Source organism: Coprobacter sp., assembly GCF_982436375.1.
The window spans coordinates 1-12,680 of record NZ_CEWDCG010000011.1; the positions used below are offsets into that span (position 1 = coordinate 1).

At 41.0% G+C, this 12,680-nt stretch carries 11 protein-coding genes; all 11 read right to left on the reverse strand.

Annotated features, from left to right (window positions below; translation table 11 throughout):
- Nucleotides 1–70 precede the first annotated feature (70 nt).
- The gene (locus AC1WHX_RS01345) at nucleotides 71–1,609 is read right to left on the reverse strand and encodes a YifB family Mg chelatase-like AAA ATPase (protein WP_009318306.1); all 1,539 of its coding nucleotides are present in this window, start codon (nucleotides 1,607–1,609) and stop codon (nucleotides 71–73) included.
- 10 nt (nucleotides 1,610–1,619) lie between these two features.
- Nucleotides 1,620–2,393 (reverse strand): peroxiredoxin family protein, encoded by a 774-nt coding sequence (locus tag AC1WHX_RS01350; protein ID WP_481228818.1) that lies wholly within the window; start codon nucleotides 2,391–2,393, stop codon nucleotides 1,620–1,622.
- Nucleotides 2,293–2,724 carry a DUF4369 domain-containing protein gene (locus tag AC1WHX_RS01355; RefSeq protein ID WP_481228819.1) on the reverse strand — a complete coding sequence of 144 codons (432 nt, stop codon included), beginning with the start codon at nucleotides 2,722–2,724 and terminating at the stop codon, nucleotides 2,293–2,295. The genes AC1WHX_RS01350 and AC1WHX_RS01355 overlap by 101 nt, the downstream gene beginning before the upstream one ends.
- A gap of 125 nt (nucleotides 2,725–2,849) precedes the next feature.
- Entirely contained in the window at nucleotides 2,850–4,142 is a 1,293-nt protein-coding gene (metK, locus tag AC1WHX_RS01360; protein ID WP_302544937.1) for a methionine adenosyltransferase, read from the reverse strand.
- A gap of 262 nt (nucleotides 4,143–4,404) precedes the next feature.
- Nucleotides 4,405–6,213 (reverse strand): thiamine pyrophosphate-binding protein, encoded by a 1,809-nt coding sequence (locus AC1WHX_RS01365; RefSeq protein ID WP_302544936.1) that lies wholly within the window; start codon nucleotides 6,211–6,213, stop codon nucleotides 4,405–4,407.
- A 12-nt stretch (nucleotides 6,214–6,225) separates the two neighbouring features.
- Nucleotides 6,226–7,116 (reverse strand): NAD-dependent epimerase/dehydratase family protein, encoded by an 891-nt coding sequence (locus AC1WHX_RS01370; protein ID WP_009318310.1) that lies wholly within the window; start codon nucleotides 7,114–7,116, stop codon nucleotides 6,226–6,228.
- Nucleotides 7,106–8,440, reverse strand: a complete 1,335-nt coding sequence (rfbH, locus tag AC1WHX_RS01375) for a lipopolysaccharide biosynthesis protein RfbH (RefSeq protein WP_302544935.1) — start codon at nucleotides 8,438–8,440, stop codon at nucleotides 7,106–7,108. Before rfbH ends, AC1WHX_RS01370 begins: the two co-directional genes overlap by 11 nt.
- Nucleotides 8,441–8,457: 17 nt before the next feature.
- Entirely contained in the window at nucleotides 8,458–9,543 is a 1,086-nt protein-coding gene (gene rfbG / locus AC1WHX_RS01380; protein ID WP_302544934.1) for a CDP-glucose 4,6-dehydratase, read from the reverse strand.
- 186 nt (nucleotides 9,544–9,729) lie between these two features.
- Complete coding sequence (locus tag AC1WHX_RS01385; RefSeq protein WP_122303640.1) at nucleotides 9,730–10,479, reverse strand: glycosyltransferase family 2 protein; 750 nt, start codon at nucleotides 10,477–10,479, stop codon at nucleotides 9,730–9,732.
- 7 nt (nucleotides 10,480–10,486) lie between these two features.
- Complete coding sequence (locus tag AC1WHX_RS01390) at nucleotides 10,487–11,755, reverse strand: glycosyltransferase (RefSeq protein WP_122303641.1); 1,269 nt, start codon at nucleotides 11,753–11,755, stop codon at nucleotides 10,487–10,489.
- A gap of 18 nt (nucleotides 11,756–11,773) precedes the next feature.
- The gene (locus AC1WHX_RS01395; protein ID WP_122303642.1) at nucleotides 11,774–12,673 is read right to left on the reverse strand and encodes a glycosyltransferase; all 900 of its coding nucleotides are present in this window, start codon (nucleotides 12,671–12,673) and stop codon (nucleotides 11,774–11,776) included.
- Between the last annotated feature and the right edge of the window lie 7 nt (nucleotides 12,674–12,680).

Below are 12,680 nucleotides of genomic sequence, written 5' to 3' on the forward strand. Positions count from 1 at the left end.
ATTATATTAAATACAGAAATATTTATATCACAATATATTAGTACATCTAAGCAGCTGTCTAAAGAAGTGATCAGCCGGCCCAATTTTCTCTATCGAGATTCCGGTAATTGATTGCTTCGGCAATATGCACCGACAACACATTCTCACTACCGGCCAAATCGGCAATAGTACGGGCGACTTTAAGAATACGGTCATACGCCCGTGCCGACAGACCGAAACGTTTCATGGCATCTTTTAATCGCTCTTTTCCAAGTTCATCGGGCTGAGCAAAACGGTTCAATAATTTTGTATTCATTTGCGCATTGCAATACACCCCCGGAATATCTTTAAACCGTTCTGCTTGAATATCACGCGCTCGTATTACCCTTTCTCTGATTACGGCACTGGGTTCTCCCGGACGGCTATCGGCCATTTTCTCAAAAGGAACCGGAACAATCTCAATTTGTATGTCTATACGATCAAGTAACGGTCCGGAAATACGATTCAAATATTTCAAAACACTGCCGGGAGGACAAATACATTTTTTTTCAGGATGATTGTAATATCCGCATGGGCAAGGATTCATCGAGGCCACCAACATTAAGCTGGCCGGATATTCGATCGAATATTTCGCACGGGAAATAGTTATTTTACGATCCTCCAACGGCTGACGCATTACCTCAAGAACCTGCCTTGAAAATTCAGGCAGTTCATCCAAAAATAAGACTCCGTTATGAGCTAACGAAATTTCGCCGGGCTGAGGAAAAGCACCTCCTCCGACAAGAGCGACACTCGATATAGTATGATGCGGAGCTCTGAAAGGACGTTGAGACAACAAAGAACTCCCCCGCTCCATCTTTCCCGCCACCGAATGTATTTTAGTCGTCTCCAAAGCTTCCTGCAAAGTCAATGGGGGCATAATAGAAGCTATCCGCTTTGCCATCATCGATTTTCCTGCTCCCGGAGGGCCTATCATAATCAAATTATGACCGCCGGCGGCAGCGACTTCAAAAGCTCGCTTAACATTTTCTTGCCCTTTTACATCTTCAAAATCGAGATCAAATTCACATTGCTGCTGATAAAATTCTTTTCGAGTATCGATTACAGTAGGCGACAAAACTCTCTCATCATTAAAAAATTCGATCACTTCACGGATATTCCCGACACCGTAAACATCGAGATTATTTACGACAGCCGCCTCTTTTACATTCGCTTGCGGAACAATGAGCCCTTTAAAACCGTCTTCTCTCGCCTTGATTGCAATAGGCAAAGCCCCCTTTATCGGAAGAATAGAACCGTCCAGAGACAGTTCTCCCATAATCATATACTGTGACAGCTTATCGGGTTTGATCAATTCGGCAGAAGCCAAAATACCGACAGCCAACGGCAAATCATACGCAGAACCCTCTTTCCGAATATCGGCAGGAGCCATATTTATAACAATCTGCCGACGAGGAAATTTATAGCCATTATGTTGAACGGCCGAGACAATACGTTCATGGCTTTCCTTTACAGCCGCATCAGGAAGTCCAACCAGAAAAAAACGGATTCCTTGCGTACAATTCACCTCGATTGTTACGACCAAAGCATCTATTCCCTGCACAGCAGCACCAAAAACCTTTATCAACATGATCCGAGATTTAATTTTTTTCCTTAACAGATTCCAGACTATCTATTCGGGAAACCATTTTATCTATATATTTTTTAAGGTCATCTCCTTCCAACCCGACTTTTTCCAAGCGTCCGGTTTTATCAAGAATCATCGTATATGGAATTCTGGAAATACCTAAATTTCGTGTCGAAGAAGCATTCCACTCTTCAGGCTGAATCAACTGAGTCCATTCAAGAGAGTCGGTTTTTATCCGGTTTCTCCAGCTTTCTTTATCTATATCGAGAGAAATATTTACGACCCTGACTTTATCGTCTTTATATTTAGAATAAATTTCTCTTATATTTTTCATCTCCTCCCGACTTGCCGGATCATAAGATGCCCACCAAGTCACTACTGTCGGAATATCTCGAAAAGTATTTGTCGAAACCGACTCTCCTTTTTCATTTTTCAAAACAGAATAAGGGAAAATCTTTCCTACCGATACTCTCCGTACCTGCTCTATAAAAAGATCTATTTTTGCCAACAACGAAGCCGGTTTTGCTTCAGAAGGCATGATGCGCAACAAAGAATCACATAATTCTACCGTATTCTCATTTAGAAGATATTCATACATGAGAATTATAGAAGCCGGAGAAGCCGGTTTTGCAGAAATCTCGGATTCGGCATCTCTACAAATTTCATTTTCTAATTTTTTCAGATCATCAAAATAAGCAGAATCTTTTTCCCGGGTATAATATTCTTTCCGCTTTTCGGCAATCCTTTGCAATAATGCACCGTTCCGTAACGGCCTGGTATGCTTCATTCCCTTTTATCCGAATCACAAAAGGTCTCTGTACGTCCCCCTCTAAAGAGATGTGATCTCCGTTTTTTACAAATAACTGCATCAACGGAGTATAATCTTCTGTATACAACTGCAAAGAAGTCAACATCTCACTTTCTCCCGTCAGCTCGAATTTACCCGACTGTACCCTGATCGTATCCATTTTAAGCTCTTTCTTATACCTTTCGTGTACGGCATATAAATACTGACCCTCCAAATGAGAAAGATTTCCTTTTACAATATACTTATCTCCAGAACTACATGCCGTCAAGAACAAGAAAAAGGAGAGAAAAAATATGATTATATTTTTCATATATTCATTTATATTGATGACTATCTGCAAATTTACTTTTTTTGTCAACAGCAACAAAAAAAGTCTGTTCAAAGATATACTCGAACAGACTTTCCTCTTATTTTTCTTAGAGACCGTCTAAACCATCAAAGACCGAATGCTTCCTTAACCGCATCCACATAGTCCAGCTTTTCCCAAGTAAAAAGCTCTACTTCTCTGACAACCGGCTTCGGGAAGTATTTTGAAGAAAAAGTCTTGACTACCGTACAAGGCTTACGTCCCATATGACCATAAGCTGCCGTTTCTTCATAAATAGGATTTCGCAATTTCAAACGTTTTTCTATGGCTTTAGGACGCATATCAAAAATAGCGCCTATTCGAGATGCGATTTCGGCGTCACTCAATGCCACATGAGATTTACCGTAAGTATTTACATAAATACTTACCGGCTGAGCAACACCGATCGCATAAGAAACCTGAACAAGAACCTCATCGGATACCCCTGCCGCTACGAGATTTTTGGCGATATGACGGGCTGCATACGCTGCAGAACGATCGACTTTCGAAGGATCTTTTCCTGAAAAAGCACCGCCGCCATGTCCGCCTTTACCTCCGTAAGTATCTACAATAATCTTCCGACCCGTAAGTCCGGTATCCCCGTGAGGACCGCCAATCACGAATTTTCCCGTAGGATTTACATGCAGAATCACCTTATCGTCGAAAAGAGCTTTCAAACGTTCGGGAAGTTTGGCTATTACACGGGGAATCAAGATGTTCTTTACATCTTCAAAAATTATCGATAGCATTTTTTCATCAGCAACCATCTGCGCTTCATGAGTTTGCTCTGTCGGCACTATAAATTCATCATGTTGCGTAGAGATCACAATCGTATGAACCCGGACAGGGACATTATCCTCATTATATTCTATCGTCACCTGAGATTTAGAATCGGGACGCAAATAGGTCATCTCTTTTCCCTCCCGACGAATCGCAGCCAGCTCGATCAACAAGAGATGAGAAAGATCTAATGAAAGCGGCATATAATTGTCCGTTTCATTAGAGGCATATCCGAACATCATCCCTTGATCTCCAGCCCCTTGATTCATTTCATCTTCACGTTCTACCCCACGGTTTATATCTGCAGATTGTTCATGTATCGCAGAAAAAACACCGCAAGAGTCTCCGTCAAATTTATATGCGCTTTTTGTATATCCGATACGGTTTATTACCCGACGGGCAACATCCATCAGATCGACATAAGCATCAGATTTTACTTCTCCGGCAAGTACTACTTGTCCTGTAGTCACCAATGTTTCGCAAGCTACTTTCGAGTTGGAATCATACGCCAAAAACTCATCAAGCAAAGCATCCGATATCTGATCGGCTACTTTATCGGGGTGTCCTTCAGACACCGATTCCGAGGTGAATAAATAGTTCATCTGTTTTTAATTTTAATTTATGCACAACCGTGCTCCATAAAAATATTTATTAAAAAACGGGGAAGGAAATGAATTAAAGCCGGATTCCGTACAACATGGCAGGTCACGCAGTTTTAGCATTTTTTTGTGTGGTTGCAAGCAGCCAAATCCTTCCACATTTATTTCACGGCAAAGATAATGCATTTCCGGCATATAAAAAAGAGTTCCAGGATTTATTGATCACAGAACTCTTTTTTATATCGGTTACAGTCTTGACAATATCTTATTTACTGCCGGGATATGTACATTTTTGCTGTTCTTCATCGGGCAAGAACGGGAACATTCTCTCTAACGGAGACGATACCATCTTACCGTTTTTATCCATCGAAGAAGCGGATTTAGGGAACAACGTTTGTTCCGGGTCCATCGTAATTTCACAAATCATGACTCCCGGAGAAGCTAATACTTCCGCGATTGTATCTTTTAATACTTTCCCTTCTTCATGTATGCGGACAAAAGGTATTCCGTAAGCTCCGGCAATTTTTGCCATATCGGGACATATCACCCCGCTCTGCGGATTACTTCCCGTATATTTTTTATTAAAAAACGACTTCTGTGTAGTTTTTATCGCCAGATAACCTTCATTTTCCAACACAAATATTTTCACCGGAAGATTAAATGTCAGTAACGTCTGCAATTCCTGAATATTCATCTGAATGCTTCCGTCTCCGGTAATCAGTATAGTCCGCCCCGATTTATTGGCGGCGGCAGCACCTATGGCTGCGGGCAAATCATATCCCATAGCAGCACAACCCTGATTGGCAAATACCCTGACTCCCTTGTTTACGTGCATCGCCTGATAAGTAGAGGTATAAGCCGTACCATTACCCGTAACGACAACATCTCCGCTTTTCAATTGCTTAAACAACTCATCGGCAAACACATACGAACTGATATAACCCGGAGTCGAGGGATTGTCTTCGAATACCGTAGGCAGTTCTTTACGACGCTCATTCCCCCAATTTATCCAAGCGGTATAATCCGGGAAAGAGATAGTCGATACCTCCGACTCCATCTCTTTAATAAAAGGATTCAGGTCGGCATGTATCTTCATATCCGGTGTAAACGTAGGTTTCGACATTTCGCAAGCATCGATATCGACCATGATCTTATATGCCGACGGAGCAAATTGTTCATAGGCATATCCGATCTGACGAATACCCAAACGAGTTCCGAGAATAATCAACAGATCGGAATTTTGTACCATTACATTCCCGATCCGGTCACCGCATATTCCCGGTTTTCCGAAAAACAAAGGGTGATCATGCCAAATGATATCATGTCCGCTAATCGCCGTGACTACCGGAATATTCGTTTTTTCTGCTATCCGGATAAAATCATCTACGACTCCGGCCAGTCTCAAACCATTACCGACATAGAAAACCGGACGTTTCGCAGTCTTCAATTTCTCAATGACAGATTTTACCGACTTCTCTATCGGGGTGTACGATCGCTGTTCCAACTCCGACGGATCGAACTCTTTTAAGTTTTCTTCTTCGATAAGAGCAGCTTGTACATCCAAAGGAACATCGATCCAGACGGGACCCGGGCGGCCATGTGTCGCTAAATAGATCGCTTTATCTATATAGTATTTTATATCATTCGCATCCGTAATCATCTCGGCAAACTTTGTGATCGGCTTCACAATATCGATAATATTTGCTTCCTGATCACCCAATTGCCGCAAATGCAAATCCGGACAAGCATGTATCGTCGTACTCTGTTTTACCTGACCCGAAATATAAATCGCCGGAATAGAATCTGTCCATTGTCCCAAAACTCCGGTTACGGCATTTGTTCCTCCAGGACCTGTCGTTACATTCGTCACACACAATTTGCCCGAAGCGCGATAATACCCTTCAGCTGCAATCGCCGAGGCCTGCTCATGATGATTACAAATATACCGAATATCGGGATTTCGTCCGATAGAGTCATTCAAGTGCATCGCACCGCCACCCGTAACTAAAAAAACATCTGTGATACCGTGTTTCTCTACTAAATACTTAAACAAAAAATCACTGGTCTTAATCATAGTACAAAGGTTTTATTTATCAAATAACAATACATTTTTATCAATCTCATCACGATGAGCGGCATACCACTCGTATAATTGTTCTACGGATTTTTCTATCGGAGTAAACCGAATATCGGGTATTTCTTTTTTCAAACGGGAATTATCGCCACTATATTCCGATCCCATACCTTCTTGCCCAACTAATATCGGCAACTCTTTTCCGGATATCCCGACCACCATACGTGCCAGATCATATAATGAAACGACCTGATCGGGAACAACATTATATGCTTTATATCGAGGTGTGTTTTCGATAAAATGATCTATAACCGAAGGCAGATCATCTACATACAAATAACTGAATCGCCTATTCTGACGCAATGTGACAGGAAGATCATACAACGTTTTACAAATGGCATTGGAAATAAAGCGAATCGCATAATCTTCATACTTCCCGAAAATTCCGAACAGTCTCAGATCATATATATTGCTGCTCTTTTCAATTACCTTTTCACACACATACTTACAATATCCATGTTCATCGGCCGGCAAGAAACGCGTATATTCATCTTCTTTCATAAGCGGACGGTAGTACCGTAAATCATAAATAGCACCCGACCCGAGTACGAGCATTTTCTGATACCGGTCAGAATACCGTTCCAGATTAAAAAACATACGTGTATTCGAATAAAATATATTACTCAGATCTTTTGCATTACGATGATTCGGTTTTACAGCCGAATGGATAACGATATCGATCTGATGCTCATCAAAATACCGGGCTACCGCATCTTCATCGCACAGATTGAGATCTTTACTTCCGGGAGTCAACAAATTATATTTCTGCGCAAGAAAACTCTCTTTGAGATTCTTCCCTATAAAACCATTTCCTCCCGTAAGCAAAACAGTTTTAACGGGCATGACAAAATTCTCCTATCTTTTCGATCATAAAATCAAGCATTTTCCGAGTCATTCCGGGATAAACGCCAATCCAGAAAACATCGCTCATAATCGCATCGGTATTTGTCAGATCTCCGCAAACACGATACCCCTCTTTTTTCGTACGCATCTCATCGAAACAAGGATGTTTAATCAAGTTTCCGGCAAACAGCATTCGTGTTTGTATGCCGTTTTTCTCTAAATAATCGACAATTTCATTACGAGTAAATCCGGCATCTTCTCTTACGTTGATAACAAAACCGAACCAGCTCGGATCAGAATTTTCGGTCGGTTCGGGCAATATCAGCTTATTACCGTAAACCGATAATTTTTCTCTCAGATATTTCCAATTCTGTTTACGGGCATCTATGATAGCCGGCAATTTTTGCAATTGAGCACACCCGATTGCAGCCTGCATATCGGTAACCTTCAGATTATATCCGAAGTGAGAATAGACATATTTGTGATCATACCCCAACGGTAATTCACCGAATTGCTGTGTAAAACGACGTTTGCAAGTATCGTCTTTCCCCGAATTGCAATAACAATCACGCCCCCAATCCCGGAACGATTCTATAATACGTTTCAATTGCAGGTTATTCGTATATAAAGCACCACCCTCACCCATTGTCATGTGATGAGGAGGATAAAAGCTCGAAGTACCTATATCTCCGATCGTACCGGTATATTTCCACTCCCCATCGATAAAATAACGAGAGCCCAGGGCATCGCAGTTATCTTCGATAAGCCATAATCCATGCTTATCGCAAAATTGCTTGACAGCCGCTATGTCGAAAGGATTACCGAGTGTATGGGCAACCATAACAGCCTTCGTCTTATCCGAAAAAGCATCCTCCAACTTAGTTACATCGATATTGTATCCGGGAATTGTCACATCTACGAACACAGGAACAGCACCAAACTGGATTACAGGAGTCACAGTTGTCGGAAATCCGGCAGCTACCGTAATCACTTCGTCACCCCTCTTAATTCGGCGATCTCCCAATTTCGGAGATGTCAAAGTCATAAACGCCAATAAATTCGCAGATGAACCTGAATTTGTCAACGAGCAAAAGCGAACATTCAAGAATTGAGCCATCTCTTTTTCAAAACGGGCAGCATATCTTCCGGTCGTCAGCCAAAAATCCAATGAAGAATCGACCAAAGCACACATTTCTTCATCATTGAAAAACCGCCCTCCGTAAGAGATCTTATCTCCCGGCTCGAAATCTTTCTTTTTACTTTCAAATTCTTCCTGATAATACTCCTTTACCAGCTGTATGATTTGTTCTCTTTTTGTACTCATATTTTGATTTTAGTTATTTACTTACTGAAGAAATATTGTATCTGTTGTTCTGTCAAATCAGAAATGAATCCTTTATCCTGATAATATGTTTTATACCATTGCAACGTCAGCTCCAGCGCTTCCCGGGCATTCATAGCGGGTTTCCATCCCAATTCGGCTTTAGCCAAAGAAATATCCAGTTTTAACAGCCCGGCTTCATGAGGTGCTGACAGATTTTGTTCCACTCGATATTTGCCGATTCCCCAAATATCTGTCGCCAAAGCTGTCATCTGTTCGACTGTAAGCGTATCTTCCGGATTAGGTCCGAAGTTATAAGCATTGGACAAATCGGCATACCGAACCGATGCAAGATAACCTAACAACAAATATCCGCCTAACGGCTCTAAAACATGTTGCCACGGACGAACGGCCGCCGGATTACGAAGTACAATCTCCTCTCCCTTATGCAATGCCCTGACAATATCCGGGACGAGACGATCTTTCGCCCAATCTCCTCCACCGATCACATTTCCGGCACGGGCACTTACGATCGCTTTTTTATGATCATTATGACTTTTCCTGTTAAAGAACGAATTTCGATAAGAGTCGATAACCAGCTCCGCACAAGCCTTGCTTGCACTATACGGATCATATCCTCCTAAACGGTCGTTTTCCCGGTACGGAAAATTCCACTCGTTATTATGATATACTTTATCTGTAGTTATCAGAATCGCCGTACACGGCTTATTTATCTTACGGACAGCATCTAGAACATGCGCAGTGCCGATTGCATTAACGCCGAAAGTTTCTGCAGGAATATCGTAAGAAAGACGGACTAACGGTTGCGCCGCAAGATGAAAAACCACATCTGGAGCAAAATCCTCTATTTCACGGATGAGTTTCTCTCGATCCATAATATCTCCGAACACAGATGTACAAAGCTTGTCTATCTCAAGGGCACTATACAAATCAGGATCTGTAGCCGGAGGAAGAGCATAACCCTTTATTTCCGCACCTGCCATCGATAAAATCTTTACCAACCAGCTTCCTTTAAATCCCGTATGACCGGTAATAAAAACTTTTTTCCCGCTATAAAATGAAAGATATGCTTTTCCCGAATTCATTTCTGATTTAATTTCATTAATTTCTTTGCATGAATGTTGCCCGGCAAAGCCATCCGGACCTTGTGACAAATATACGAAGTAAATATATAAAAAAACTTTCGATTGTCCTAAAATTAATGAGATGAAGTACTTTTACGAACAAAAATGTTTCCTTTCAGAAAAACATCTTTATCTCGAAACTCCTACCTACACTCGCCCTTTTATCCATTTTGCCGTATAAAAACGCAAAGCAAACCATAAATGTAAAAACATAACCGGTATGCGTCCGTAATATTTGACCATAATATTATAGCGTTCTTTTAAAGAGGCTTTGTGATTACGAGTCGTAACACCCTCATTCAGATAATCGATCAAAGTCAAGTGCGTATTCCATAACGTACCCGCTCTTTTCATACAACGGATGCACCAATCAAAATCAGAAGAGAAGCGATAAGAAAGATCATAATCGGGAGCAAGCGTCCGTTTTGCAATAAAAGCCTGATGACATACCAACATTCCCATACGGAAACTTTTCCAATTAAGTGTTTCCGGGGTTTTCAATCTTCTCATTCCCAAAAACTCCCGCTTATCATTTACAAGAGCTGTCTCTCCGTATATGACGTCAGGACGGGAACTCCCTATCGAAACCGCAATATCCGCTAAAGTATTTTCCGAATGAAAAGTATCTCCGGCATTTAAGAAAATAAGATATTCTCCCTTTGCCAGATGCATTCCTTTGTTCATCGCATCATATAAACCCTTATCCGGTTCACTGATAAACACTGCCAAACAATCTTTTCGAGACCGCAAAAAATCTACCGTTCCGTCTTTCGAATCACCATCCACGACAATATACTCATAATCGGTAAAAGATTGTCCGACGACACTTCGAAATGTGGTTTCAATTGTCTCGGCAGCATTATAAGTTATCGTTATTATCGAAAACAAGGGTTTCATATTATTTTTATTTTCTTAATTGATCTTTAACAAACAAATCGTGATATAAATCGAGATATTGCCGGACAATGACATCCCGTGAAAAACATCGCTTTATCTTATCGATACACTTTTTCCTTATTTCGGGATTCGTATGGTCCAAAACCCAGTCCATTCCCTCTACAAAGTCCGAAGTAAAAGGATACGTCACTAAATATCCATTTTCCAAATGGTCTATTATGTCAGTCTGTCCACTGCTATTAAATGCCACCACAGGTGTTCCGCAAGCCATAGACTCCGCTAAAGTCTGCCCGAATGTCTCATAATGTGATGGCATAACCGTAACATCTGCAGCACTATATATTCGGGCGAGATCTTCAGAATTGCCGATTTCTCCCAAATAACGATAATTACAAGGAATATCTTTTAGAAAGTCTTTGTCCCTTTTTATTTCTCCGAACAGAAAAAGATTTATCTCCCGACAATACTTTGAGTCTTTCAAAGATTGTTTCAGCAGCTTAAACCCTTTATTTTCGTCATTCAATTTTGCAGCTCCGAACACAACCACCTTACTATTATCAGAAATCCCCAGACTCATACGCACCTTTTCTCTGTCTCTCGGATAAAACACTTCTGTATCGATAACGTTGGGTATAACAAAAATTTTATTGGTCTCCATCAGAACGCTTTCTCCAGCTCTTTTCGCCAACCAACGACTGACACTCGTAAAAACAATATCCGGATTTCTCAGAAACTGTTTCTTCAACCAAACCTTATAGGAAAGATCGAATGCTCCCGGATATTGCAAATAAGGACATTCCCTGCAAATCGACATAAAACGGTCACAAGAACGGGCATGATGACAAATCGATGTACAATACCACATATCATGCATCGTAAACACCATCGGTTTTCCAAGTTTAATCAGTTGATGTATATTCTGAAGAGATAAAAATCCTTGATTAACCCAATGTAAATGAATAATATCGGCCTCCCGGATGACCGGAAGAGCGGAAATATCCGTTCCCGAATCGGCAATAGATACAGCAAATAAATTTTTCCGGGAAAAACCATTCTTTATAAAAATAGAAAATCGTTCTTTATAAAAATGAAAACGATTCTTCAGCCGTTTCCAACGCGTATCAAAAGGTGTTATTACCGTAGGATCATCAGAAGTTTTATAAGCCGTCAACAACATCACATCCACCCCTTCTTTCAATAAAGCCTCTTTCAAACGGTAACAGGCAATTGCAGCTCCGCCTTTACGCTCATATGTACTAACGAGAACAACTTTCATATTTAGACTTTCCCCTCTTTATCTATGCAAAAAATTTAATATCCGAACCCTTATTTTGTTATAATACGAGTTATCGAAACGATAAATACGAGCCAACATCTCCCGGGCATTCTTGTTTTCTTGTAGCAAAGACAATTTCTCTACCTTAACCTGCCCCGTATATAAATCCGTCGCAAATAACCCATATTTATCGCAATGCGTTCCCGTTCCGTCAAAACCGATATTCGTGACCAGCGACCGACCGCTGTTTAATGACAACTTTCCCTTTAAAAAAATAGAAGCATTCCAACGAATTGCCCAAGAATTATTTTTGCCGACTATCTGCTCTCTGAGCATCCGGGTAAAATGATAAGCTCCGCCAAAATCGAATTTACGAGTCAAGTTCCGGGCTTCTAATTCTCGAAGCAATTTTTCCCCGTCCGGTTCAAACAAATCCCAACCCCGTTTCCAAGTGCCCCACCCCCAGCTATTTGCAAAGCTCAGCAAAAAAGTTTCCGGAAATGGTTCTTTTCCTTTAAGCAAATGCCCATTTACATTTACGATATTCTCCTCATCTTTGTAAGTTTCCAAAGCTTCATTCATAAAAGTAAGAAACCATGGGGAGACGATCAGGTCATCTTCCAGGACAATGACTCGACCATATTTCTCGACCAAATCGGTAACCCCTGAAATAATATTCGAAGCTAATCCTTTGTTCTCAGGTTGCTCTACGATATGCAGTCGTTTAAATCCCTGAATATTCCGTATATACTCCCGTACCGACCGCACATTTTTTTCTTGACCGCAATCTTTTGCCCCGTCAGAAAAAATAAACAGTTCGCTCTTATCCGCCAAAAAATTCTTTTGTAGAGACTCTATACAATACCGTACATGTCGAGGACGGTTATATACAAAAAGAGCAATCGGAGCGATTTGCATATTCAAA